The following is a 24,297-nucleotide window of genomic DNA, read 5'->3' on the forward strand; positions in this document are numbered from 1 at the left end:
GATCATTTTGAGAAAAACAAAAAAGGGAAAAAAGTAAAAAGTACACAAATAGATAACGCATCGGAGTTTAAAATCAAATGTTTAGATATTCAAATGTAACTTTTTCTATTCATTTTAAAATTCTTTTTTATTCACTTAAAAATTTGACTATAATTCTTAATAAAGTTTTAAATTTGTAAGAAGTGGTTTTTAAAATATTGTAAGTGAATAGTTTAAGAATTGTATCAGCACTCTCTTTTTTCTTGATCGTCTCGTTTTGTAGTGCGCAAAACGACAGTATAAGCATGGGGAATCGGGACATTCTAGATGTTATTCATAGAATTTTTGATAAAAATGATACAATCAAAAAAGACAATCAAAAAAAATTAGCATTCTCTTTGCTGCCAGTTCCTGTAGATGTAAATTCCAGTACAGGTTTAGTGGTTTCTTTTTTAACTACATTTTATTTAGGCGAAGATCATCAAAAAACTAAAATGTCTCAGGTTACATTTTCCCCTTATTTCAGTTTTACGAAACAATATGTTTTTCCTATTCAGACTTATGTTTATACCAGTGAAGATAAGTGGAATTTTATTGGAGATTATCGGTATATGATTTATCCGCAGCTTACTTATGGATTGGGCGAACATGAGTCAAAAAAAGAAATGTCAACTCTCGATTATCAGCAGTGGCGTTTTTATCAGTTCATAACCAGAAAAATTATTGGTAATTATCGTTTGGGAGTCGGTTTTCTTTTTGATAATTACCAGAATATTTCTGAAGAATCTTATATAGATGAAGAAACAGATTATTTTAAATATATGAATGGCAATTATTCTGATGAAAGTTCTTTTGGTTTTGCTGTTCAAGGTTTATACGATTCTCGAAAAAATATTATAAATCCAGAACAAGGATTGTATGTAGAAGCCGATTTGCGAATTAACACCAGCGGAGTGGAAGGAGATAAATGGCAGTCATTGTATATTGATGCTCGAAAATATCATTCATTTAGTACAACCAAACACAGAGTCTGGGCATCGAGAGCTTTTTATTGGTCAACCTTTGGCGGAAAACCACATTATTTAGATCTTCCAAGTATTGGCTGGGACCGCGACGGAAAAACAGGGCGCGGTTTTACCAAAAACAGATATAGAAGTAATGCCTTGATTTATTTTGAAACCGAATATAGAACGGATATTAGCCGAAATGGATTTTTTGGTGCCGTATTTTTTACCAATATTTCCTCGGTTTCTAAGTTGGATACTTACGATTTTAAAAAATGGAATCCAGCTGTGGGAACAGGAATTCGGATCAAATGGAACAAACGAAACGGCAGCAATCTCGCGCTGGATTACGGAATTAGTAAAAACGATTGGTCATTGCGTTTGGGGTTATCAGAAAATTTCTAACTTTCGACCCAAATTTACAGATCAAATATTCATGCAGTTATCGATTATTATTCTCAATTATAATGTCCGTTACTTTCTGGAGCAATGCATTTTAAGTGTTCAGGAAGCGATTGCAGCAATTGAGGCCGAAATTATTGTTGTAGATAATAATTCGTCAGACGAAAGTGTTTTGATGATGCAGGAAAAATTTCCAGAAGTTACTTTGATTCAAAACAAAGAAAATTTTGGTTTCCCGAAAGGGAATAATATTGGTTTTCGTCAAGCGAAAGGAAACTACATCTGTATATTAAATCCCGATACTGTTGTTGCAGAAGATACCTTTACGAAGATTCTGGCTTTCGCCGAAAGGCAGCCCAATCTCGGCATTATAGGCTGTAAATTAATTGACGGGACAGGAAATTTTCTGCCAGAAAGTAAACGCGGTATTCCCACGCCTTGGGTTGCATTTACTAAAGTTTTTGGGTTGTATAAAATCTTTCCCAAAACAAAACTTTTTAATCAATATTACACGCAGCATTTAAGTGAAAACGAAACAGGAAAAGTTGATATTCTAGTTGGGGCTTTTATGTTTTTAGAAAGTAAATTATATCAAGATTTAAATGGTTTTGATGAAGATTGTTTTATGTATGCCGACGATATCGATTTGTCATATCGTGCGCTTCAGAAAGGGAAAAACAACTTTTATTTTCACGATACCACAGTTTTGCATTATAAGGGAGAAAGCACAATAAAAGACGAAAAATACATGAAACGTTTTCAGGAAGCTATGAATTTCTTTTATGCGAAACATTTTAAGAAATCATGGTTTTTTAGTTTTTTCATTCAAGTTGGAACTTGGTTTTTCTCTATTGTAAAAATGTTTCAGGGAAATGTAAAAGAAAAACCATTGCCAGAATGCTATATTTTGTACTCTGAAAATGCGAATTTATCTGAAAAACTAGCTTCGATTTTAGAAAATAAAGTTAGTTTTTTGAATTTGAAAAAAGAAAAAATGGTAAATTCGTGCCTGATTTTAAAGGGTAAAAAGACAGAGATCATTTTGGATAATCAATATGTTTCATTCAAAAAATGTATCAATATAATAGAAACTCTTAAAGATAAGAACATTACTTTTAAGATTTTCCCTAAAAGAACAGCTTTTATTATTGGAAGTAATTTAAGAAATGGGAGAGGGGAAATCAGAAAAATTAAGTAAAAATTATACAAAGTGTAATTTATATTTAATTTTTTCAGTAATTTCGCAATCAGAAAATCAAAATCATCCTTTAGAATAACAATATGGCAAGATTTGAATTAAAGCTTCCAAAAATGGGAGAAAGTGTCGCTGAAGCAACTATTACAAATTGGTTGAAAGAAGTTGGAGACAAAATTGAAGCTGATGAAGCAGTACTTGAAATTGCAACAGATAAGGTTGACAGTGAAGTACCTAGCGAAGTATCAGGAATTTTAGTTGAGCAGTTGTTTGGTAAAGATGATTTGGTACAAGTAGGGCAGACTATTGCTATTATTGAAACTGAAGCCGTTGCGGCACCAGCTCCAGAAACAAGTTCGGTTGAAGAAACTGCTGTTCCTGAAGCGGCGGCTGAAATTGAAAAAACAATTGAAGCAGTAAAAGAAACTGTAACCACTGCAGAAGATTTTTCAGGATCAGAAAAATTCTTTTCTCCATTAGTAAAAAACATCGCGAAAGAAGAAAATATCTCTCTAAATGAGTTAGAAAACATGGCTGGATCTGGAAAAGACGGCCGAGTTACAAAAGAAGATATTTTAAAATATATAGAAGATCGTAAATCTGGTGTTGCAGCAACGCCACAAGCGATTGAAGCTCCTAAACCTATTGTTGAAGCGCCAAAAGCAGTTCAGACACCAGAGCCAGTTGTACAAAAAAGTCAGCAGGCGGTTCCAGTTTCTGTAAATGGAGGCGACGAAATTGTAGAAATGGACAGAATGCGTAAACTGATTTCAGGATACATGACAGCTTCGGTTCAAACTTCTGCTCACGTACAATCGTTTATTGAAGTAGACGTAACAAACATTGTAAAATGGAGAGATAAAGTAAAAACAGCTTTCGAAAAAAGAGAAGGCGAAAAACTTACTTTTACTCCAATTATGATGGAAGCCGTTGCAAAAGCATTGAAAGATTTCCCTGGAATGAATATTTCTGTCGATGGCGATTATATCATCAAAAAGAAAAATATCAATTTAGGAATGGCAGCAGCACTGCCAAACGGGAATTTAATTGTTCCTGTAATTAAAAATGCAGATCAACTAAATCTTGTTGGAATGGCAAAAGCGGTTAACGATTTAGGAAACCGTGCGAAAGCTGGAAAACTGAAACCAGACGATACACAAGGCGGAACTTACACAGTTACAAATGTGGGAACATTTGGAAGTGTTTTTGGAACGCCGATTATCAATCAGCCTCAAGTGGGAATTCTGGCGCTTGGAGCGATTCGTAAAGTTCCTGCAGTAATAGAAACTCCAGAAGGAGATTTTATTGGAATCCGTCAAAAAATGTTCTTGTCACACTCTTACGATCATAGAGTTGTAGATGGGGCATTAGGAGGAAGTTTTGTAAAAAGAGTAGCAGAATATTTAGAAGCTTTCGATATAGATAGAGATTTCTAAAAATATATTATAAGTATAGATTTAAATCCGATAAGTATAAAAACTTATCGGATTTTTCTTTTGTAAGAAAAGGTTAGAAATCAAAGCGTCAACTAGAAGGTGACCTATTTTTGAAAAGTTAAAATTGCGAATTGAAAGCTTTTTTCGACAAAAAAAATGAGAATAAACGAGGAAATTCGGCTTTAAAAATTACATTTGTAAACTTATAAAAATTAGAAATGGAACTCAAACTAAACAAGCCAATTTGCTTTTTTGATCTCGAAACAACGGGAATTGATATCGGTAAAGATAGAATCGTAGAAATTTCAATATTTAAAGTTTTTCCTAACGGAAATAAAGAAAGTAAAACCTGGTTGGTTAATCCAACAATTCCAATTCCTCCGCAAACAACGGCAGTTCATGGTATTACAGATGAAAAAGTAGCCAACGAACCAACCTTTGCAGAGCTTGCTCCGCAAGTTCATAATATGATAAAAGATAGTGATTTGGGTGGTTTTAACTCAGATCGTTTTGATATTCCGCTTCTCGCAGAAGAATTGCTTCGTGCAGGAGTAGATTTTGATATGAAAAATAAAGTTTCTGTAGATGTTCAAACTATTTTTCATAAAATGGAAGAACGTACTTTAAGTGCTGCTTTGAAGTTTTATTGTGGAAAAAGTCTAGAAAATGCACACTCGGCAGAAGCAGATACAATGGCGACTTATGAAATTTTAAAAGCGCAGTTAGATCGTTATCCAGAATTGGAAAATGATATGAGATCGTTGTCTGAATTCACAACCCGTAAAAAAATAGCAGATTTTGCCGGAATGATCGCTTTTGATAAAGACGATGAAGAAATTTTTACTTTTGGAAAACATAAAGGTGCTAAAGTTGAAAAAGTTTTAGAAGCAGAGCCAGGATATTTCAGCTGGATCCAAAATGCTGATTTTCCTTTATATACCAAAAAAGTATTAACAGCAATTAAATTAAGAAAATTAAATACGAAATAAGTTTCTAAGACGCTAAGTTTCTAAGTCGCTAAGTTTTTTTGCGTAGTTTTTCTTAGAATCTTACCGTCTTAGAATCTTAGAACCTAAAAAAAAATGAAAATTATCTGTGTCGGCAGGAATTATGCCAATCATATAGAGGAATTAAAAAACGAGCGTCCAACAGAGCCAGTGGTTTTTATGAAGCCAGATTCGGCAGTTTTGTTGAAACAGCATCCGTTTGTAATTCCAGAGTTTTCTGAAGATGTTCATCACGAACTTGAAATAATCGTAAAGATTAATAAAGTTGGAAAATATATTGAGCCTAAATTTGCTCATAAATATTATGATGAAATTAGTGTTGGAATCGATTTTACAGCACGTGATCTGCAGAGTAAATTAAAAGAAAAGGGACTTCCTTGGGAAAAAGCCAAAGCGTTTGACGGTTCGGCAGTTATTGGCGATTTTTTGCCAAAAACTAATTTTGTTTCTATGGAAAATCTTAATTTTGAATTGAAAAAAAATGCAGAGACAGTTCAAAAAGGAAATTCAAACATGATGCTTTGGAAAATAGATGAACTGGTTTCTTATGTATCTCAATTTTTTACATTGAAAATTGGAGATATTATTTTTACAGGAACCCCAGAAGGTGTTGCAGCTGTAAAACCAAATGATGTTTTAGAAGGCTTTTTAGAAGATAAAAAATTATTCAGAATACAAGTAAAATAATGGCTTTAAAATACAACCTTTCGAAAGTGTATGCGCTTTCAGACAACGATCCTGAATTTGTAAACGAAATTTTAAATTTATTTGTTACAGAAGTTCCCGAAGATTTGAAACAAATTAAAGAGGGAATAAAGAAAAAGGATCATAAATATGCCTATTCATATGCGCACAAAATAAAGCCTACTTTAGATTTAATGGGACTAAATGTGGCTTTTGAAGAGATTTTGCAAGTTGAGGCTTGGACAAAAGCAGAAGGCAAGAAAAAAGATATAATTGAAACTTTTAAAAGTATTAAAATACAAGTTAAAGAAGCAATCAAAGAGATCAAAAAAGACTTTGATTTGTAAAATATAATACCCAGCCCAATTCTTGTTTTTATAAAGAATTGGGTTTTCTTATCTAAATCTAAAAGATTCGTTTTTGTGATTTGGATTAAATATGATGAATCTTATAAAAGTTCATCACGAATAACTTCTTCTTATAATAAACCTGTTCGTAATTACAGGTAATATTCCTTACATAGATATGAAAGCAGCAATTATAACAATTGGAGATGAAATCTTAATTGGCCAAATCGTAGATACAAATTCAGCTTTTATTGCCAAATCGCTTGATAGAATTGGAGTTGAAGTAATAGAAATGCTTTCGATCAGCGATGATAAAAGGCATATTTTGGACACTTTTGCCTTACTGCAAAACAAAGTGGATGTGGTAATTGTAACCGGCGGATTAGGGCCAACAAAAGATGATGTTACGAAAAAAACATTCTGTGACTACTTTAACGACGAATTGGTTGTAAATCCAGAGGTTTTGGCGCATGTAACGCAATTAATTGAAGGTTTTTATAAAAGACCAATTTCGCAGCTTAATAAAGATCAGGCTTTGGTTCCGTCAACTTGCACAGTATTGCATAATAAAGTGGGAACTGCTCCGGGAATGTGGATGAAAAAAGAAAATACCGTTTTTATTTCGCTTCCAGGTGTTCCTTATGAAATGAAATATTTGGTTGAAGAAGAAATAATTCCAAAAATAGTTCGTGAATATAAACGTCCATATATTATTCATAAAACCATTTTAACTTACGGTCAAGGTGAAAGTTTAGTTGCAGAACGTATTGAACATTGGGAAAATAATCTGCCGGAATTTATAAAACTTGCTTATCTGCCAAATCCAGGGCGCGTACGTCTAAGATTGACCGCAAGAGGAACAGATAAAGAGCTGTTGGAAACTGCAATAGAGGAAAATGTCCGTTCGTTAGATTTGATTATCCATGACATTATTGTGGGATATGAAGAGAATGAAACCATAGAATCTGTAGTTGGTAAAATTTTAACCAAACAAAATAAAACAGTTTCAACGGCAGAAAGTTTTACTGGTGGAAGAGTCGCGTCGCTTTTATCGGCTGTTCCGGGCGCTTCAAGCTATTTTAAAGGAAGCGTGGTCTCTTATGCAACCGAAACTAAGATAAATGTTTTAGGAGTTTCAGAAGAAATAATTAAAAAACATTCTGTGGTAAGTGCAGAAGTTGCATCTGCTATGGCTTTGAATGTGAAAAACTTACTAAAAACCGACTACGGTATTGCTACGACTGGGAATGCGGGACCTTCAAAAGGTGATTCAGATGCAGAAATCGGTACTGTTTTTATTGCTTTGGCGACGCCGAACGAAGTAATTGTAGAAGAATTTAACTTCGGACAACCTCGTGAAAAAGTGGTAGATAGGGCAACAGTTAAGAGTTTAGAAATATTGCAGAAAGAAATTTTAAAATTTGTGCAATAATTTTTTGCTACAATGGTTTATTTTTCTTTTCTTTGCACCCTGATTTTGAATAACGATAAAAGATAAGTATAATGTCAAGAGTTTGTGACCTTACAGGTAAAAGAGCGATGGTAGGAAATAACGTTTCTCACGCTATGAACAAAACTAAGAGAAAGTTTTCTGTAAACTTAGTTAAAAAGCGTTTTTATCTTCCAGAAGAAGATAGATGGATTACTCTTAGAGTAGCAGCATCTACGATAAAAACAATTAATAAAAATGGAATCACTGCTGTTTTGAAAAAAGCACAGTCAGAAGGATTTATCAAATAATCTTTTCCTAAATAAATATATAGCAAGATGGCAAAGAAAGGTAATAGAATCCAAGTAATTTTAGAATGTACTGAGCACAAGACTTCTGGTGTTCCAGGAACTTCTAGATATATTACAACTAAGAACAAAAAAAATACTCCAGACAGATTAGAGATTAAGAAATTTAATCCAATCTTAAAAAGAGTAACTGTTCATAAAGAAATTAAGTAATAATTAGAGATTTTTGTAAATCTCGAATGGTTTAGCCATGAGAGTTTTATAAAAGCTTCAAATAACATTTGAATCATGGCAAAGAAAACCGTAGCATCGTTACAAACATCTTCTAAGAGATTATCAAAAGCCATCAAAATGGTAAAATCTCCTAAAACTGGTGCATATACATTCGTAGAATCTATTATGGCTCCTGAAGAAGTTGATGAATTCTTGAAAAAGAAATAATTACAATTACATTATATAGAAAAGCTACTTTCTTTCGGAAGTAGCTTTTTTATTACCTATATTTGTCTATAAATTTAAAGAAACGCAGTAATTGACTTTTTTTAATATGAATTTCTGTTTAAATTAAGGTTAATTGAAAAACGATTGCACTTTCTTTAAAGATTTGGATTTCTGATCTAAACAATCAAGAGATCTAATAAATCTAAAAATCTACAAAAATGAGTTTTTTTAAAAAATTATTCTCTACCGAAAAAAAAGAGACTTTAGACAAAGGTCTTGAAAAAACAAAAACTACTTTTTTCTCTAAGTTAAGTAAAGCCATTGCTGGAAAATCTAAAGTTGATGATGATGTTTTAGATAATCTGGAAGAAATTCTTGTAGCTTCAGATGTTGGCGTAAATACAACTTTAAAAGTAATTTCAAGAATTGAAAAACGTGTTGCTGAAGATAAATATTTAGGAACAGATGAATTGAATCAAATTCTTAGAGAAGAAATAGGAGCTTTATTATCTGAAACCAATACAGGTGAAGCAACTGAATTTGAAATTCCGAAAGATAAAAAGCCTTACGTTTTAATGGTTGTTGGAGTTAACGGTGTTGGTAAAACTACAACAATTGGTAAACTGGCTTATCAATTTAAAAAAGCAGGTCATAAAGTTGTTTTGGGTGCGGCAGATACTTTTCGTGCTGCAGCAATTGACCAATTACAAGTTTGGGCTGATAGAGTTGATGTGCCTATTGTAAGACAAAATATGGGAAGTGATCCAGCTTCTGTAGCTTTTGATACTTTACAGTCTGCAGTTGCTCAAAATGCTGATGTTGTAATTATAGATACCGCAGGACGTCTTCATAATAAAATCAATTTAATGAACGAATTGACGAAGGTAAAACGTGTAATGCAGAAAGTTGTTGCCGATGCACCTCATGATGTGCTTTTGGTTTTAGATGGTTCTACAGGACAAAATGCTTTTGAGCAGGCAAAACAATTTACAGCGGCGACAGAGGTTACTTCATTGGCTGTAACTAAATTGGACGGAACTGCAAAAGGCGGCGTTGTAATTGGTATTTCAGATCAATTTCAAATCCCAGTAAAATATATTGGTGTCGGCGAAGGAATTGAAGATTTACAAGTCTTTAATAAGTATGAATTTGTTGATAGTTTCTTTAAATAATTTAAAATGAGTTTTGAGTCTGTAAAAAATATACCAGCGATTGCTTTTTATTTTGCAAGCGTTATTTGTTTTGTTTTGGCAAATGTATTGAGAGATAACAATCTTTCTTTTTATTATATTTTGCTAGTGGCTGGTATAATTTTATTCTTTTTAGGTATTTTGAAAAGAATAAAAACTAATCGTTAGTTTTTTAGTAGAATTTTATTTCTAAAAAAAATATTGAGCTTTTAAATATAAAAAGTGTCTTTAAGACATTTTATATTTAAAAGCTCATTTTTTTTATTGATATAAAGCATTAATCTTTTCCCATAGAGTTTTATCAAAATCTGATAAAGCTAGATTTACATTGTCGGCTGCGTCTCCCATTCTAATTACAACCATTTTCTTGCTTGGAACGACATATATTTTTTGATCGTTTTTTCCTAAAGCCATGAACATGTCATTTGGACCAGTCGGAATTACGCTTCCTTGAAATGTAAGCTGCGATTGTGGTAAATGATAAGAGCTTTTGCCGTTTAGCCACCATAAATAACCATATCCTAGATTAATATTTTGTGATGTGGCGGTTGCTTCATTAAAAAAAGATTCGTTCAAGATTACATTGTTTTCCCATTTTCCTTTATTCAGCATTAATAATCCAAAGCGCGCCATACTTCTTGTGGTACTTGTATAAACGCTGTTTACTCCAATCTGTACCCAAGTACCATTCATGCCTATTTTATCTCTTAATTTGGCGTTGAAATAATTCTCCCAGCTTTGTCCGCTGGCTTTTGCAACAACATCTTGTAGTTTTACATAAACATTATGGTAAGCCCATCTTGTTCCTGCATCAGCTTTATAAATTAAATTGGCTGGTTCAACTTCATCGGTACTGTCATCTAATCCAGAAGTCATAGAGAGTAAATTTTTGCAGGTAATTTGGTTTTCTTGAGCAATTGTTTCGCTTGTCCAGCCAGTTCCAATGTAGGCGGATACTTTATTGTTAATGTTTAGTAATCCTTCTTGCTGCGCAATTCCAGTTAATGTTGAGGTTAAAGTTTTTCCGGCGCTTGCCCAATACCAATTTGTTGTGGCTGTATGATTGTTGAAATAATTTTCTAAAACAATTCGTCCGTTTACTAAAATCATAAACGATTTGGAATGTTTTAGTTCTAAGTAATCTAGCAGTGGTTGAACTGCATTTTGATTCCATTTTAAATCAGTCAGCGATTTTGTTTCCCAAGCATTTCCAGTTAAAGGAGGGAAATACATTGTTTCTGTTGGAGTTGAATCTGGTTCTGTTGAATCTTTACTACAGCTTATAAACGATAAGGCCGCTAGAATTGTACAAATAGTTTTAGTCATGTTTTTTGGTTTTGGTTTAGGGTTTGACTAAAAATATATAAAATAGTTTAATGTTAATAAACTTATTTCTTGTTATGTGGAAATTTACTGATCATCAGATCCCCATTTTGTACCATCGACAAATACAATATAATAAGCTCTAATTTTAGTTATTTTATCAGCATCTGTAGAAAAGTCTTCCCAGAATTCTGTTCTGCTTTCGCCAGATTTTATTAAGGATATTACCTTTTCAGTAAATCTTCCGTCGGCATAAAAATATCTGCCATTTGCGGGTTTGTCAAATGCATTTTTACAGAACCATTCAAATTTAATGGCTTTAATATTTTTCTTTCCTGAGTTTTTGTAAATTAATTTCAGGTCTTTGTGATTGGAATAGTTGTTTTTTAATAATGTAGCTGCTGTAATTTTTATGGGTGAAACTTCTTTTTTACTTTTTAAAGAATCGTTTTTTATTGAGTCAGTATCTTTTAAGTTTGAAGTGATTGTCTCTACACTTTGTTTCTTAGTTTTTTCTGGCTTTTCGCATTTTGAGAATATTAGTATTGGACTAAAAAGTAATATCAATATTTTTTTCATCTTTTTTGTAGAGATTTTCAAAAGTAATTTGGATTTGAAATTCATTAAAAATGTGAATATCTTTTGCCCTGAAAAGTTTTTATGTTGTTAAAATAGGGTAATTATTATAAGGGGTATTAAAAAGATTGTTTTGGATAGGCTCAATAAATTAAGAGATAAAGCATTTCTTTTGATGATTATAAGTTTATCTTTGTAGTTCGCTAAAAATTTCTTTTGAAAACTGAAGCACTAGCCCTGATGGAAGCGGCATCCTTTTACTTTTTTCTTTAAAAAGTAAAAGATATAGCGGACAGCAGGTATCAGCTCCTTAATATTATAATAATTATGAAGAACACTTTTATGATCTTGGTTTTGTCAATCTTGTTTGTAAGTTGTAAACAAGAAATAAAACCGACGGATATTACTAAACTAAACGGTTATTGGGAAATTGAAAAAGTAGTTTTTGACAAAGGCGAGCAGAAGGATTATAAAATGAATGAAACATTTGATTTCTTTCAAATTAAAAATAATAAAGGTGTTCGAACGAAGGTAATGCCGCAGTTTGACGGGACATTTTTAACGACAGATACATTTGAAAATGTATCAGTTCGCTTTGCTGGGGAACATGTCTTTTTAGATTATAAAACAGATTATGCAAAATGGAGTGAAGAAATTATTTCGCTTTCTGATGAGCAGTTAGTGGTTAAAAATCCACAAAAAATAGAATATCATTATAAAAAAGCGGGACCAATTAATCTATTGAATGATGGCGAAAAGAATAAATAACGAGTCTACAATAAGTGCAGTTTTGCAGCAAATTATTCAGGTGAATAAATTACAGCCTGGAATGGATCAAATCGATGTTCGTGATGCTTGGAAAAGCCTTATGGGCAGTGGCGTAAATACTTATACAAGAAATGTTGTCCTAAAAGGCAGTACACTTTATGTAGAATTAGGATCTGCAGTTTTGCGTGAGGAATTAAGCCACGGAAAATCTAAAATTGTTAAAATGATTAATGAGGAGTTAGGACGCGAGGTAGTAAAAGCGGTAATTTTGAGATAGCTCTTTTTAATAGGATTATTTTTAAAATAAAATAACACTTCTATTGTGGAGTGTTTTTTTTTGCGATACATTTGCGCGTTATTTTTTGTAAGTAACATCCCTTTAATAACCCAACAATTTAACAAACAATGAAAAAATTTTTACTTATTTTAACCGTATTATTTGCCTTAACTGCTTATTCTCAAAAGAAGAAAGTTGCTGTAGTTTCTTTTTACACTGACAAAACAATAGATCTTTCAGATTTAGGTTTAAATAGCATTGCAGCCGTAACAGATTTAGGAAATAATCCAAATTTTAACCTAGCGCCTATTTTAGAGAAGTATCATAATGCTTTTTTTAATGATTATGCTAAAAAATTTCCGTTTGATTTAGTTCCAGAAAGTGAAGTAACACAAAAACAAGAATATATTGATTTTACTCCAAAATTTGCTAGAGAAGGAGATGCAGGAAGCACTATCATTAATTATCCAGGATATAAATATATATATGAAGGAATAAATGGTTCAACTAATGAAGTAGCATCTGCTAAAATTTTTAGTGAGAAGGCTGACGGAGTTTTATTTACAGAAATTCATTTCGCTTTGCAAAAAGGATTTGCAGTTGGCGGAACTGGAACCGTTAAAATGAGAGCTTATGCAAGAATCGCTTTATATGACAAAAATGGAAAAAAAGTATTTGCATTTAATGAAGGAGCAAATTCTAAGAAAACTGGAACAATTGTAGGAGGAATACCTGTTTTGTCTTTTGATAAAGTATTGCCAATGTGTGAAAGTGCATTAGATGAGCTTCTAAAAGATTTAGATGGAAAAATTGAGAAAATGGTGAAAAAGACGTCTGATAACCTTTAATCCATTTATAATTAAAAAATAAAAACCCGCTTCAATTGAAGCGGGTTTTTTATTTGATTGAAAATCAAAATTCTTATTAGAATTGCTCTCTTCCTGCAAAGTGGAATGCGCTTTCGATAGCAGCGTTTTCGTCGCTGTCAGATCCGTGAACTGCATTTTCTCCGATTGAAGTAGCGTATGCTTTACGAATAGTTCCTTCAGCAGCTTCAGCAGGGTTTGTAGCTCCAATTAAAGTTCTGAAATCTTCTACTGCGTTATCTTTTTCTAAAATAGCAGCAACAATTGGTCCGCGTGACATGAATTCAACTAATTCTCCGTAGAAAGGTCTTTCTGCGTGAACTGCGTAAAATGCTTTTGCATCAGCTACAGTTAGTTGAGTTAATTTTAATGAAACGATTTTGAAACCACCATTAGTAATCATTGCTAAGATATTCCCGATGTGTCCGTTTGCAACAGCATCTGGTTTAATCATTGTAAAAGTTCTATTTGTTGCCATTTTATATTTTATTAAATTTTGTGCAAAAGTATACTTTTTTTATCAATTGATTTTAATAAATTCATAATTAAAACTTGATTGTAAGGTGTTTTGGTTAATAAAAATGTCTTTTGAGAACTATTTAAGTAATAATTAGCGATATACTGTCATGTATTTAATATAAAAAGCATAATTATAACAATAAAAAATACACTTTGTATGTCTTTATATTAGATCTAGTTAAATTGTTTTATACTTTGAAAATCAGTTTGTTTCTGTAGAAAATCCATAAAATAAATGTCCAGATTGCTACATAAGTTAAAGCACCTGCGAGAGATGCTGTCATTGGATTGCTGAAAAATGGTGCAATTCCGGAGCGGTATAAATAATCTAAAAGATTGGTTTGTTCTTGTGGGTTTTGCGGATTTTGAAATCGAATCATAGTCAATGCCTGCGGAATAATCTGTGAAGCAAAGAATACAATCATTGGATTTACACCCCAGATAACAAATAATTTAAAGCCTTTTTTATATTCGGCAATATCAATTATATAATACAGTAAAGCGAGACAAGTTGAAGCTAAACCTGTAGTATACAAAACATAACTGCTGCTCCAAAGTGATTTATTAATTGGAAATACAAAATTCCAAATTAATCCTCCAATAATTAAAGCGATTCCGGCAATTGCCATTTTTTTTGCCTTCTCGGTTTTTAAAATATTTTGTAGTAATAATTGTCCGATCAATAAACCAATAATTCCGTTTACTATTGAAGGAATCGTACTCAAAATCCCTTCAGGATCCCAGGTATTAGTTTCATGGTACATATGTCCTTTTAGAAGTATACTGTCAACCCATGCAGCTAAATTAGTTCCTCGTTCTAAATTTGCCTCTCCAATTCCAGGAACGGGGATTAAAGTCATCACTGCCCAATATCCTAGAAGTAAAACAGCTCCAGTAATAATTTGTGTTTTTTTAGATGTTTTTAAATATAAAAGTGAAACTACAAAATAGACTATTGCAATACGTTGTAAAACTCCTGGAAGTCTAACGTCTTGGTAGTTTTCGAAACCGCCGTAGGTTAAAATGAGATAGATGATTAATATACTAAAAGCTAAAATATTTTTTACTTTAGTACTAAAACTTCCCATTAAAGCATATCCTACTGCAATGGTTATCGCTAGTCGACCAATAAGAAGGGGAATTCCGTCTAGACCAAATAATTGAATTTTTCCAAAGAAGTTAAAAAATATACCAAGACATAACATTCTTAGAGAACGAATGAGTATTTTATTAAATGTAGTATCGTCGTAAACTTTATCCGGCATTGCAAGTGGAACCGCAACTCCCATTATAAATATAAAAAACGGAAATACAAGATCGGTTGGTGTACAGCCGTTCCAGTGTGCGTGTAAAAGCGGCGGATAAACATTTCCCCAGTCACCGGGATTGTTTACAATAGTCATTAATAGAATAGTCAGTCCGCGAAAGACATCAAGCGAAATTAGGCGTTCTCTTACCATTTGGTTAGTTAGTTAATAGGTTATAAAAATAATTCTATTTGGTTTGAGAGAGCAATAATCTCGGAAATGAGCTGGTTATTTGTTCCGAAATACTTACTTTAATTTTTTAAAGATAATTATTTTAGGTGATTATGATGTTAAAATTATTTTCCAACGGTTTTAATTTCTGAATTAAAAGCGGAATTAGCTGTTCTCCATTTTCTAGATAAAATTCAGAGAAGTTTGCCTGACGTTCTTGAAGACTATAATTTGGAAACAATTCGCATTGCAAATCAGTTACACGCTGTAATTGATCTTGGAGTTTTCTCTTCTGAGCTTTTAATAAACGTTTCTCCAGATTTTCTAAACCTTTTTTCTGCTTTACTTCTTGTGCTTTTACAGCGCCACTAAAAGATTTGTCGGTCTTTTCGGCCAACTCAAAAAGATAATTAAATTGCTTTTCAAGCGCTTCTTTTTGTTCAGTTAAATCAATTGGAAAAGGAGATAGTTTACGGGTAATAGCATTAATTAAAACTTCAGATTTACTAAATAAATCTTTCCAGCTTAAATTTAAATTATCAGCTTTTTTAGCTTGTTTTTCTGTAGCTAAAAGAACCGAATTTCGAACCAATAAGATCGGGAAAGTAATGTTTACGGCATCAAAAAATGCTTTTAATTCTAACCAATAAGCAATTTCACCGCCTCCGCCAATGTAGCAAAGATTTGGCAGAATAATTTCCTGATATAACGGACGCATGATTACATTTGGACTGAATTTTTCAGGATTGCTGTCAACTAATTTTAGAATTTCTTCTTTAGAGAATGAAATTTTAGTGTTGTTAACCCAATATTTATCATCTTCAAAAATTATTCGTTCGCGGAGTTTATCTTCTATATAAAATAAATTAATTTCTCTCGGATTTACCTGAACAGTATAATCTGAAAGATTTTCAATCGATTTTTGAACTTCCTTAAATGACGTTTGATTTTCTAACTCATTTTTTACATATGGAATAAAAACACGCTTTAAATCGGTATTGTCAGCATCTATAATAACTAAACCGTAATTTGAAAAAAGACTATTTGCCAAGAAACGTGTAGCATCAGCCAGATTTTCATGTTTTAAATAGGCTTCTTCAAATAGATCTTTTAAGGTATTTGCATTTGAGCTTGAACCTAATTCTTTAGAATAAACTTCAAATAAATCTTCTAGTCCTTTTGTAGATAACCTGCCGACAGGACCCGTGCTTTCGGCATTCCAACGGATTTTTTTCCCTTTAAAATTAAAATAATTAATTTCTTCAAAATCGTGATCTTCAGTCGCCATCCAATAAACAGGCACAAAATTATAAGAAGGATATTTCGATTTTAATTCTTTAGTTAAATTAATAGTAGAGATAATTTTATATAAGAAATACAACGGGCCAGTGAATAGATTTAATTGGTGGCCAGTTGTAATTGTAAACGTATTTTCTAACGCTAAAAGAGTGATGTTATGTTGAGTTGATTCTGAAATATCAATATTTTCATATTGTTTTTTTAAAGTATCAACTAATGCAGTTCTATTATTGTTATCAAAATTAGATGCTTTTTCTGCAATCTGTTTTTCGAAATTTTCCAGTGTAGGGAAGTTGTTGTACAGCGGTTTTAATTCTGTTTTTTGATCTAAATAATCTTGCATCAATTTAGAAAAATATCCAGAAGATTGAAAGCTGATACAGTCGGTAGGCATAATTTTAAATTTATTTTTGACAGCTGTAAATTTAATGAAAATATACAGTTAAAAACTCTTTTAACGATTGCTTAAGATTTGATTTTTGATTTTTCTTTTAAAGTTCCAGTAATCAAGATTTTAAAAACAGATCAAATGCTTATTTTTAAAATGTAAAATACATGAAATTTGTTAAAAAGCATAAGTGTTCTAAAACTAATTCTATTAAAGATGAATTATTGGTAATGAAACTATATTTTTGTAATCAAAAAAAAAGTTATATCTATTTTACATGAAAACGAACCCGAATCAAAAGAACTCCCTAAAACATGTTCTTTTTGGAAGCCTTATTGGCACGACAATCGAATTTTTTGATTTTTATATTTATGCCAACGCCGCGGTGTTGGTTTTCCCTCAGTTATTTTTTCCAAGTTCAGATTCTACAATGGCGACATTAGAATCTTTAGCTACTTTTTCAATTGCATTTTTATCCCGTCCGTTAGGTTCTGCTTTTTTTGGACATTATGGAGATAAAATCGGTCGTAAATTTACTTTGGTTGCAGCTTTGCTGACTATGGGAATTTCGACAGTTACAATCGGATTTTTGCCAAGTTACGCCAGTATTGGTGTTGCCGCTCCATTATTATTGATGCTATGCCGTTTCGGGCAGGGCGTTGGTTTAGGAGGCGAATGGGGAGGAGCTGTTTTATTAGCGATTGAGAATGCACCGCCAAATAAACGTGCTTGGTACGGAATGTTTCCACAATTGGGCGCTCCAATAGGTTTGTTACTCTCTGGTGGAACTTTTCTACTATTAACGGATTCTATGAGCAATGAGGATTTTATGGATTATGGGTGGAGAATTCCGTTTATTGCCAGTTCGCTTTTGGTAATAGTAGGGTTTTATATTAGAACCAAAATTACGGAAACCCCTTCTTTTGAAAATTCTAAAAAAGAACACGAAGAAGTAAAAGTCCCATTTTTAGAATTAGTTAAATCATACAAAAATCAACTTATTTTTGGAACCTTTGCAGCGATTACAACCTTTTTAGTTTTTTACTTAATGACAGTTTTTACATTAAGCTGGGCAACTTCGGACTTAGGAATTGTAAAAAGAGATGGTTTATTAATACAATTATTTTCGGTATTGTTTTTTGCTATTTTTATTCCAGTTTCGGCTGTAGTGGCTGATAGAATCGGACGTCGTAAAATGCTTATTATTGCGACGGCGGCAATCGCAATTTTCGGCTTTTTCTTTTCTTACTTTTTAAGCTCAGGAAATATTGTTTTAGTGACCACATTTGCCTGCATCGGAATGGCTTTAATGGGATTTACTTACGGCCCGCTTGGAACTTTTCTATCTGAGTTATTTCCAACAAACGTTCGTTATTCAGGTGCTTCACTAACTTTTAATATGGCAGGAATTCTAGGCGCTGCTTTCGCACCTATGATTGCGATTTGGCTGGCTTCAACTTACAGTGTGAGTTACGTAGGTTTGTATTTAACAGCTGCTGCGTTTATTTCTTTAATTTCATTTTTGGTAATTAGTAAAGACGAGCATAAATTTTAATTTATACCTAGACAATAAGATTTAAGCAAAGTCCGCAACGTATTAATTTACCTTGCGGACTTTCTGTTTATTTATCTTTTTAAACTAAAATGACCCCTAAATTCTGTTCCATTTAATCTTTTTACAATAAACCAATAATCTGCGACAGGTTCTTGATGACCGAGATAGGTTCCGTCCCAAGAAGCGCTTGGAGCTAATTCTTTAATGAATTTTCCATATCTGTCAAAAATTTTAATTCCTGTATTTGGTGCTAAATAATCTGGATCAATTGTCCAAAGGTCATTAAAGCCATCACCATTTGGAGTGAAAAATTTCGGAAAAGGAAGTTGCTCAACTAAATTGATACAATCACCAGTTGTTGCTTCTAAAATATTTATTGTAATTGGAATTCTATTACTTTCGCAATTGCTTATGGTTTGAGAAGCATAATAGGTAATTCCATTTTCTAGGAATATTTCTTCAGATAAAGTATTATTTGAGGAAGTACTTTCATACCATTTTATATTTTGTCCAATAATTTCAATATCATTAATGGTAGCATTTTTTTGAATGCAAAATTGCTGTGGAGAATTAGCAATTGGATTTGGTGTATCTTGAATTTTTACAGTAATTGCTAATCTTTCGCTTTCGCAGTTGTTTAGAGTTTGCGAAACATAATAAGTTCTATCGTTTTCCAGTACAGTTGTACTTGGTAAAGAATATGCGGAAAAGCCGGTGTCGTACCATTTTATATTTTGTCCAATAATTTGAACATCACTTAAAGTTGCATTTTGTTGTGTGCAGAAAGATTGTGAGAGATCGGCAATTGGTTCTGCGGTATTGCAAACATTAAATTTAAGAATCCAAAAATCTTGCAGACCACTTTTGTTTTCAGTTTTGTCTCCAGAAATATCAGATTGTGACCAGCCGGCAATAACATAAGAACCATCATTAGATTGAACTATAGACTGGGTCTGATCAACACTAGAACCTCCAAAAGCCTTATCCCATTCCAATATATTATTTGAATCTAGTTTTATAATCCAATAATCGCGGTTACCTTGAGAAGCTTCTGTTTTCATTCCAGAAATTCCTGAGTAAGACATTATTCCTAGAACCAAACCATTATCAGATGTTAATCTCATATTAGAAAAAATTTCAGTATCATCGCCTCCAAAATTCTTCTGCCAAATTAATTGTCCATTGTTATTTAATTTTACAAGCCAGACATCATTAGAGTTATTTATAGTGTTTTCTGTTTTATCACCTGATATTTTAGAAGAAGAATCTCCACCAATAAAATAGTTTCCATCAGCTGTTGCTATTATTGATTTTGCATAATCTCCATTATTTCCGCCAATAGTATTTTGCCAAATGATGGATCCGTCAAGATCAAGTTTTAAAATCCAGTAATCAAAAATTCCTTTGGAATTTTGAGTTTTGTCACCAGATATATTAGAACTTGAAGATGAGACTACAACATACTTATGATCATTTGTTTTACTGATAGATGAAATTAAATCGGCAGCATTTCCTCCAATTGTTTTTTGCCAGACTATTGTCCCTAGATTATCTATCTTGATAACCCAGATGTCAATACTGCCTTTCGAGTTTTCATTTTTATCGCCAGAAATATTAGAATCAGATTCTCCACCAATTAAATAACCTCCGTCTTCAGTTTCAATTATACATGTTAATCTATCTGTACCAGTTCCTCCATATGTTTTGTCCCAAACGATATTTCTATTAGAATCAAGCTTTACAACCCAATAGTCGTCACCTCCTTTAGTATTTTGAGTTTTTTCGCCAGAAATTCCAGACGAGCTATATCCGCCTAATATGTAACCTCCATCTGTGGTTTCTTTCGCAGAAACTAAGTGGTCGTTGCTAGTACCGCCAATAGTTTTTTGCCATAACAAATTACCAGTTAAATCATCAAGTTTAAAAAACCAAAAATCATTTTGTCCTCTTGAGTTTTCATTTTTATCTCCAGAAATATTTGAGTATGAATATCCTCCAGAAATGTAATTTCCGTCACTTGTTTTTTCTATGAAGTCACACCAATCATAATCATTACCACCAATAGTATTTTGCCATTGAATATTTTGTGCTGTAATTGATGCTGTGAAGAATATGAAATATAAAAGTAAAGTTTGTTTCATTTGATTATTTTGGATGTCGACAAATGTAGTTAAATATCCTACAATACAAAATCAGAAACTTAAAACAGAGCGGCTAAAAATCTTTAACTTAAAAGTCTCCAAATATCTCGTATTTTTGCAAAAAAATAATTCCTCTTGAAAACAAAACTTTTTGTAATTACGCCTCCATTTACCCAACTGAATACTCCGTATCCGGCAACGGCTTATATAAAAGGTTTTCTAAATACCAAAAATATCGAATCGGCTCAGGCTGATTTGGGGATTGATGTGATTTTAGAATTGTTTTCGAAAAAAGGATTAATTGATTTGTTTCAAGTTTCAAGTTTCAGATTTGAAGTTACAAATATTGAAGTTTCAGATAATTCCAAAAGAATTTTTGCTTTACAAGACGAATACATCAAGACGATTGATTCTGTAATCCAGTTTTTGCAGGGAAAAAATCCAACTTTGGCATTGCAGATTTGTCAGGAAGATTTTCTGCCAGAAGCTTCTCGTTTTGCACAGTTAGAAGAACTCGATTGGGCTTTTGGAACAATGGGAACACAGGATAAAGCCAAACACTTAGCAACTTTATACCTCGAAGACATTTCAGATTTTATTGTCGAATGTGTCGACGATAATTTTGGTTTCAGCAGATATGCCGAACGTTTAGGCCGAAGTGCAAATTCTTTTGATGAATTGTACGAAGCACTTCAACAGAAACCAACTTATATTGATTCGATTTTGATTTCGCTTTTGAAAGCAAAAATTGAAGCTGTAAAACCAACTTTGTTTTTAATTTCAGTTCCTTTTCCTGGAAATTTATACAGTGCTTTTCGTTGCGCACAATGGGTAAAACAGAATCATCCCGAAATTAAAATTTCGATGGGAGGTGGTTTCCCAAATACAGAATTACGCTCACTTTCTGATAAACGCGTTTTTGAATTTTTCGATTTTATTACGCTAGATGATGGAGAAGTTCCAATTGAAGAATTAATTTTCAACTTACAAAATCCAAATACTGTCACTTCGAGCGAAGTCGAGAAGCGATACAAAAGAACATTTTTATTAGAAAACGGAGAAGTTGTCTATAAAAATAATTCACTAAAACACGACTACAAACAAGCTTACGTAGGAACTCCGGATTATTCAGATCTGCCTTTGGATAAATATATTTCAGTAATTGAAATTGTAAATCCGATGCATAGAATGTGGAGTGACGGACGTTGGAATAAGCTTACAATGGCGCACGGCTGTTATTGGGGAAAATGTACATTCTGCGATATTTCATTAGATTATATAAAAGTCTACGAACCCGTTGCAGCAAGTCTGCTTTGTGATCGAATGGAAGAATTGATCGAACAAACTGGACAAAACGGATTCCATTTTGTTGATGAAGCTGCACCGCCGGCTTTAATGCGTGCTTTGGCGCTTGAAATTCTAAAAAGAAAACTGGCCGTAACCTGGTGGACGAATATTCGCTTTGAAAAAAGTTTTTCAAAAGATTTATGTTTATTGCTAAAAGCTTCTGGTTGTATTGCTGTTTCTGGTGGTTTGGAAGTAGCCTCAGATCGATTATTAAAATTAATTGATAAAGGTGTAACTGTAGAACAGGTCGCGAAAGTGACTCGAAATTTTACTGAAGCCGGAATTATGGTTCATGCGTATTTAATGTACGGATATCCAACGCAGACCATTCAGGAAACAGTTGACAGTCTCGAAATGGTGCGTCAATTGTTTGAAGCAGGAGTTTTACAATCTGGATTTTGGCATCAATTTGCTTTAACAGCTCATAGTCCTGTCGGATTATATCCTGAAAAATTTGGCGTAACCAAAAAAACAGAAGCAATTGGAACTTTTGCCAATAACGATATTGATTACACAGATTCTACAGGAATTAATCATGATAAATTCAGTTTCGGATTAAAGAAATCACTTTTTAATTTCATGCACGGAATCTGTTTTGATTATGAATTGCAAGACTGGTTTGATTTTAAAATTCCGAAAACCAAAATTCATCCCGATTTTATTTTTGATGCACTTCAGGAACAAAATGATTTCAATACAAAACCAAATGCAAAAGTGGTTTGGCTTGGCGGAAAACCATCTGCTGAAATTTTTATAAAATCGAAAAAAGGAAGAAGCTGGGAAATGATGTCTTTAACCTTTCACGATAAAAAAGAAAGTTTCAATATTCAAACCAGCAAAGAAGAAGGGGAGTGGCTGATTTCAATCTTGTCTAAAATTTCAATTTCAAGTGCTAAAAATTATACCTTTCAAGAAGTGAAAAATGATTTCGAAACTTCATTAGAAGATTTCGAATTATTTTGGTATTCTAAACCTATAAATACGCTTCGTGAATTTGGATTATTAGTGCTTTAATACTCCAAACATTCACCATCTTTAGGAATAGACGTTTTTGTTAAAAGCCCATGATCTGAAAGAGCAGATCGTAATTGAAATCTAGTTGTTGGGCAATGATTTAAAGCTTCTAAATGATTGGCAAGAACTTTTCCTGGAGCAAGGGTTGCAAATTTCAAAATGTCATCCATTCGCATTAATAATGGCTGTCCGATATCTAATCGCGCAGTACCGCAGGCGACAATCGAAATATCTGGTTTTAGCTGTGTTAGAACTTTTTCGACATGTTCGGTAAAAATAGTGTCAGAGCTTATATAAATTGATTTTTGATCTGCCAATTCGATAAGAAATCCCATTACATTTCCCATAAGTTTAGAGATAAAACCGTAACCATGAATGGCAGGAATTCCAGTTATTTTTCCGTCTAAAAATTTTTGAGGTTCCCAATATTCTAAAGTTTGAATAACAGTCAGTCCTCTTTGAAGAAGTGCTTTTTCGTCCTTTGAACTGCAGATTACAGGAACACTTTTTCTTCGTAAAAATACTTCGCCGGCTTTATCAATATGATCTGGATGCAAATGAGTAATTAAGCAATGTGTAACTCGGCTTAATATTTCTCGGCTGTTTTTTGGCAGTGCCACCAGCGGATTTCTTTTGGGCTTGTATCTAAAAATAGTAAAAGGCGGAATTGTTTTTCTTTTGCCTAACATTGGGTCCACTAAAATGACATGCTTTTCTGTTTCAATCACCAAAGTAGCATTTCGCAAATGATGTAATTTCATATCAAGGAAATTTAGATATTAAAAATACAAAGTTTTTCGAAAATCTATTTACAGATTTTTCTTTATTTTTAGCAAAATTGTTATCATTTTGTTTATGTATTTACAAGAAGGTTTTCATACCTATTTCATTTATATTCTTACAAATAAAGCGAGATCTGTTTTTTATGTTGGTGTTACAAATAACCTTAAAAATAGATTGTTGAAATATAAAGAAAATATTCTACTTGAGAATAAAACTTTTGTGTCTAACTATAAAGTTGAGTTTTTGCTTTACTATGAAAAATTTAATTGGATTCAGGAAGCAATAGCACGTGAAAAAGAAATTAAAGGATGGAGGAGAGAGAAGAAAATAGCATTAATAAAAACTATGAATCCTGACTTAGATTTTTTAAACTATTAATTTACGAAGAGATTTGATCAGAAAAGGTTTAATAGTTTAGTTTGTCATTCCGACGAAGGAGGAATCTCCATAAGTAACTCGCCAAAGATTTGTCATGACTGTGTATAAACCTTGCGTTAAGTTTTATTTATAGGTAAATTTGAACATTCTGTATGTCATTCCG

Annotated in this window: 25 protein-coding genes; 18 read left to right on the forward strand and 7 right to left on the reverse strand. The window is 32.6% G+C overall.

The annotated features are described in order from the left end of the window. Positions 1–284: 284 nt before the first annotated feature. The 12 genes from EDB96_RS06280 to EDB96_RS06335 all read left to right on the forward strand — a co-directional run bounded on the left by EDB96_RS06280 (position 285) and on the right by EDB96_RS06335 (position 9,590). Complete coding sequence (locus tag EDB96_RS06280) at positions 285–1,388, forward strand: hypothetical protein (RefSeq protein WP_057116880.1); 1,104 nt, start codon at positions 285–287, stop codon at positions 1,386–1,388. A 31-nt stretch (positions 1,389–1,419) separates the two neighbouring features. Continuing rightward, complete coding sequence (locus tag EDB96_RS06285) at positions 1,420–2,583, forward strand: glycosyltransferase family 2 protein (RefSeq protein WP_134139764.1); 1,164 nt, start codon at positions 1,420–1,422, stop codon at positions 2,581–2,583. An 83-nt stretch (positions 2,584–2,666) separates the two neighbouring features. Further along, the gene (locus tag EDB96_RS06290) at positions 2,667–4,016 is read left to right on the forward strand and encodes a dihydrolipoamide acetyltransferase family protein (RefSeq protein WP_134139765.1); all 1,350 of its coding nucleotides are present in this window, start codon (positions 2,667–2,669) and stop codon (positions 4,014–4,016) included. Positions 4,017–4,234: 218 nt separating this feature from the next. After that, entirely contained in the window at positions 4,235–5,005 is a 771-nt protein-coding gene (locus EDB96_RS06295) for a 3'-5' exonuclease (protein ID WP_057116877.1), read from the forward strand. Positions 5,006–5,098: 93 nt separating this feature from the next. Then, complete coding sequence (locus EDB96_RS06300) at positions 5,099–5,710, forward strand: fumarylacetoacetate hydrolase family protein (protein WP_057116876.1); 612 nt, start codon at positions 5,099–5,101, stop codon at positions 5,708–5,710. After that, positions 5,710–6,054 (forward strand): Hpt domain-containing protein, encoded by a 345-nt coding sequence (locus EDB96_RS06305; protein WP_057116875.1) that lies wholly within the window; start codon positions 5,710–5,712, stop codon positions 6,052–6,054. The genes EDB96_RS06300 and EDB96_RS06305 overlap by 1 nt, the downstream gene beginning before the upstream one ends. A 178-nt stretch (positions 6,055–6,232) precedes the next feature. Next, complete coding sequence (locus tag EDB96_RS06310; protein WP_134139767.1) at positions 6,233–7,486, forward strand: CinA family nicotinamide mononucleotide deamidase-related protein; 1,254 nt, start codon at positions 6,233–6,235, stop codon at positions 7,484–7,486. A gap of 71 nt (positions 7,487–7,557) precedes the next feature. Further along, on the forward strand, positions 7,558–7,794 hold the full coding sequence (rpmB, locus tag EDB96_RS06315) for a 50S ribosomal protein L28 (protein WP_008468080.1): 237 nt from the start codon (positions 7,558–7,560) through the stop codon (positions 7,792–7,794). A gap of 27 nt (positions 7,795–7,821) precedes the next feature. Beyond that, positions 7,822–8,004, forward strand: coding sequence for a 50S ribosomal protein L33 (gene rpmG / locus EDB96_RS06320; RefSeq protein ID WP_008253902.1), 183 nt, complete (start codon positions 7,822–7,824; stop codon positions 8,002–8,004). A gap of 75 nt (positions 8,005–8,079) precedes the next feature. After that, on the forward strand, positions 8,080–8,232 hold the full coding sequence (locus EDB96_RS06325) for a DUF4295 domain-containing protein (protein ID WP_008468081.1): 153 nt from the start codon (positions 8,080–8,082) through the stop codon (positions 8,230–8,232). Between the two features lie 218 nt (positions 8,233–8,450). Then, complete coding sequence (ftsY, locus tag EDB96_RS06330) at positions 8,451–9,404, forward strand: signal recognition particle-docking protein FtsY (RefSeq protein WP_113679751.1); 954 nt, start codon at positions 8,451–8,453, stop codon at positions 9,402–9,404. A 6-nt stretch (positions 9,405–9,410) separates the two neighbouring features. Further along, the gene (locus tag EDB96_RS06335) at positions 9,411–9,590 is read left to right on the forward strand and encodes a hypothetical protein (RefSeq protein ID WP_134139769.1); all 180 of its coding nucleotides are present in this window, start codon (positions 9,411–9,413) and stop codon (positions 9,588–9,590) included. 93 nt (positions 9,591–9,683) lie between these two features. On the opposite strand, the gene EDB96_RS06340 is transcribed toward EDB96_RS06335, so the two are convergent. Together EDB96_RS06340 and EDB96_RS06345 are read right to left on the reverse strand one after the other, a co-directional pair. Continuing rightward, on the reverse strand, positions 9,684–10,748 hold the full coding sequence (locus EDB96_RS06340) for a serine hydrolase domain-containing protein (protein WP_134139770.1): 1,065 nt from the start codon (positions 10,746–10,748) through the stop codon (positions 9,684–9,686). 84 nt (positions 10,749–10,832) lie between these two features. After that, the gene (locus EDB96_RS06345; protein WP_134139772.1) at positions 10,833–11,324 is read right to left on the reverse strand and encodes a hypothetical protein; all 492 of its coding nucleotides are present in this window, start codon (positions 11,322–11,324) and stop codon (positions 10,833–10,835) included. Positions 11,325–11,648: 324 nt separating this feature from the next. Here EDB96_RS06345 and EDB96_RS06350 point away from each other — a divergent pair, with 324 nt between their 5' ends. The 3 genes from EDB96_RS06350 (at position 11,649) to EDB96_RS06360 (ending at position 13,214) form a co-directional block, all read left to right on the forward strand. Further along, positions 11,649–12,089, forward strand: coding sequence for a lipocalin family protein (locus EDB96_RS06350; RefSeq protein ID WP_057116870.1), 441 nt, complete (start codon positions 11,649–11,651; stop codon positions 12,087–12,089). Continuing rightward, positions 12,070–12,366 carry a DUF721 domain-containing protein gene (locus EDB96_RS06355; protein ID WP_134139773.1) on the forward strand — a complete coding sequence of 99 codons (297 nt, stop codon included), beginning with the start codon at positions 12,070–12,072 and terminating at the stop codon, positions 12,364–12,366. The genes EDB96_RS06350 and EDB96_RS06355 overlap by 20 nt, the downstream gene beginning before the upstream one ends. 128 nt (positions 12,367–12,494) lie before the next feature. Next, positions 12,495–13,214 (forward strand): hypothetical protein, encoded by a 720-nt coding sequence (locus EDB96_RS06360; protein ID WP_057116868.1) that lies wholly within the window; start codon positions 12,495–12,497, stop codon positions 13,212–13,214. A 76-nt stretch (positions 13,215–13,290) separates the two neighbouring features. Here the strand turns inward: EDB96_RS06360 and EDB96_RS06365 are convergent, their stop codons facing one another. The 3 genes from EDB96_RS06365 to bshC form a co-directional block, all read right to left on the reverse strand. Next, positions 13,291–13,710: a nucleoside-diphosphate kinase gene (locus tag EDB96_RS06365; RefSeq protein WP_012026941.1), complete on the reverse strand. Its 420-nt coding sequence runs from the start codon at positions 13,708–13,710 to the stop codon at positions 13,291–13,293. Between the two features lie 229 nt (positions 13,711–13,939). Continuing rightward, positions 13,940–15,211 (reverse strand): acyltransferase family protein, encoded by a 1,272-nt coding sequence (locus tag EDB96_RS06370; RefSeq protein WP_134139775.1) that lies wholly within the window; start codon positions 15,209–15,211, stop codon positions 13,940–13,942. 121 nt (positions 15,212–15,332) lie between these two features. Continuing rightward, entirely contained in the window at positions 15,333–16,922 is a 1,590-nt protein-coding gene (gene bshC / locus EDB96_RS06375) for a bacillithiol biosynthesis cysteine-adding enzyme BshC (RefSeq protein WP_134139776.1), read from the reverse strand. Between the two features lie 271 nt (positions 16,923–17,193). Between bshC and EDB96_RS06380 the strand changes: the two genes are divergently transcribed. Next, on the forward strand, positions 17,194–18,471 hold the full coding sequence (locus EDB96_RS06380; protein WP_134139778.1) for an MFS transporter: 1,278 nt from the start codon (positions 17,194–17,196) through the stop codon (positions 18,469–18,471). 71 nt (positions 18,472–18,542) lie between these two features. On the opposite strand, the gene EDB96_RS06385 is transcribed toward EDB96_RS06380, so the two are convergent. Next, positions 18,543–20,612, reverse strand: coding sequence for a T9SS type B sorting domain-containing protein (locus tag EDB96_RS06385; RefSeq protein ID WP_134139779.1), 2,070 nt, complete (start codon positions 20,610–20,612; stop codon positions 18,543–18,545). 135 nt (positions 20,613–20,747) lie between these two features. Here EDB96_RS06385 and EDB96_RS06390 point away from each other — a divergent pair, with 135 nt between their 5' ends. Continuing rightward, positions 20,748–22,973 (forward strand): B12-binding domain-containing radical SAM protein, encoded by a 2,226-nt coding sequence (locus EDB96_RS06390; RefSeq protein ID WP_134139781.1) that lies wholly within the window; start codon positions 20,748–20,750, stop codon positions 22,971–22,973. Here EDB96_RS06390 and EDB96_RS06395 read toward each other — a convergent pair. Next, positions 22,970–23,734 carry an MBL fold metallo-hydrolase gene (locus EDB96_RS06395; RefSeq protein WP_057116862.1) on the reverse strand — a complete coding sequence of 255 codons (765 nt, stop codon included), beginning with the start codon at positions 23,732–23,734 and terminating at the stop codon, positions 22,970–22,972. The two genes, EDB96_RS06390 and EDB96_RS06395, sit on opposite strands and share 4 nt — an antisense overlap. A 94-nt stretch (positions 23,735–23,828) precedes the next feature. Between EDB96_RS06395 and EDB96_RS06400 the strand changes: the two genes are divergently transcribed. Beyond that, positions 23,829–24,134, forward strand: coding sequence for a GIY-YIG nuclease family protein (locus EDB96_RS06400; protein WP_134139782.1), 306 nt, complete (start codon positions 23,829–23,831; stop codon positions 24,132–24,134). Positions 24,135–24,297: the final 163 nt, after the last annotated feature.

It is taken from the genome of Flavobacterium sp. S87F.05.LMB.W.Kidney.N (assembly GCF_004366435.1).
Classification (GTDB): domain Bacteria; phylum Bacteroidota; class Bacteroidia; order Flavobacteriales; family Flavobacteriaceae; genus Flavobacterium.

Bases quoted from the DNA above. Each gene is read 5' to 3' on its own strand.
- EDB96_RS06385 (WP_134139779.1), bottom strand. From the start codon at position 20,612: ATGAAACAAACTTTACTTTTATATTTCATATTCTTCACAGCATCAATT.
- EDB96_RS06365 (WP_012026941.1), bottom strand. From the start codon at position 13,710: ATGGCAACAAATAGAACTTTTACAATGATTAAACCAGATGCTGTTGCA.
- EDB96_RS06295 (WP_057116877.1), top strand. From the start codon at position 4,235: ATGGAACTCAAACTAAACAAGCCAATTTGCTTTTTTGATCTCGAAACA.
- EDB96_RS06350 (WP_057116870.1), top strand. From the start codon at position 11,649: ATGAAGAACACTTTTATGATCTTGGTTTTGTCAATCTTGTTTGTAAGT.
- EDB96_RS06370 (WP_134139775.1), bottom strand. From the start codon at position 15,211: ATGGTAAGAGAACGCCTAATTTCGCTTGATGTCTTTCGCGGACTGACT.
- EDB96_RS06300 (WP_057116876.1), top strand. From the start codon at position 5,099: ATGAAAATTATCTGTGTCGGCAGGAATTATGCCAATCATATAGAGGAA.
- EDB96_RS06360 (WP_057116868.1), top strand. From the start codon at position 12,495: ATGAAAAAATTTTTACTTATTTTAACCGTATTATTTGCCTTAACTGCT.
- ftsY (WP_113679751.1), top strand. From the start codon at position 8,451: ATGAGTTTTTTTAAAAAATTATTCTCTACCGAAAAAAAAGAGACTTTA.
- rpmB (WP_008468080.1), top strand. From the start codon at position 7,558: ATGTCAAGAGTTTGTGACCTTACAGGTAAAAGAGCGATGGTAGGAAAT.
- EDB96_RS06310 (WP_134139767.1), top strand. From the start codon at position 6,233: ATGAAAGCAGCAATTATAACAATTGGAGATGAAATCTTAATTGGCCAA.
- EDB96_RS06345 (WP_134139772.1), bottom strand. From the start codon at position 11,324: ATGAAAAAAATATTGATATTACTTTTTAGTCCAATACTAATATTCTCA.
- EDB96_RS06305 (WP_057116875.1), top strand. From the start codon at position 5,710: ATGGCTTTAAAATACAACCTTTCGAAAGTGTATGCGCTTTCAGACAAC.
- EDB96_RS06335 (WP_134139769.1), top strand. From the start codon at position 9,411: ATGAGTTTTGAGTCTGTAAAAAATATACCAGCGATTGCTTTTTATTTT.
- EDB96_RS06395 (WP_057116862.1), bottom strand. From the start codon at position 23,734: ATGAAATTACATCATTTGCGAAATGCTACTTTGGTGATTGAAACAGAA.
- EDB96_RS06285 (WP_134139764.1), top strand. From the start codon at position 1,420: ATGCAGTTATCGATTATTATTCTCAATTATAATGTCCGTTACTTTCTG.
- EDB96_RS06325 (WP_008468081.1), top strand. From the start codon at position 8,080: ATGGCAAAGAAAACCGTAGCATCGTTACAAACATCTTCTAAGAGATTA.
- EDB96_RS06290 (WP_134139765.1), top strand. From the start codon at position 2,667: ATGGCAAGATTTGAATTAAAGCTTCCAAAAATGGGAGAAAGTGTCGCT.
- rpmG (WP_008253902.1), top strand. From the start codon at position 7,822: ATGGCAAAGAAAGGTAATAGAATCCAAGTAATTTTAGAATGTACTGAG.
- EDB96_RS06400 (WP_134139782.1), top strand. From the start codon at position 23,829: ATGTATTTACAAGAAGGTTTTCATACCTATTTCATTTATATTCTTACA.
- EDB96_RS06280 (WP_057116880.1), top strand. From the start codon at position 285: ATGGGGAATCGGGACATTCTAGATGTTATTCATAGAATTTTTGATAAA.
- EDB96_RS06355 (WP_134139773.1), top strand. From the start codon at position 12,070: ATGGCGAAAAGAATAAATAACGAGTCTACAATAAGTGCAGTTTTGCAG.
- bshC (WP_134139776.1), bottom strand. From the start codon at position 16,922: ATGCCTACCGACTGTATCAGCTTTCAATCTTCTGGATATTTTTCTAAA.
- EDB96_RS06380 (WP_134139778.1), top strand. From the start codon at position 17,194: ATGAAAACGAACCCGAATCAAAAGAACTCCCTAAAACATGTTCTTTTT.
- EDB96_RS06340 (WP_134139770.1), bottom strand. From the start codon at position 10,748: ATGACTAAAACTATTTGTACAATTCTAGCGGCCTTATCGTTTATAAGC.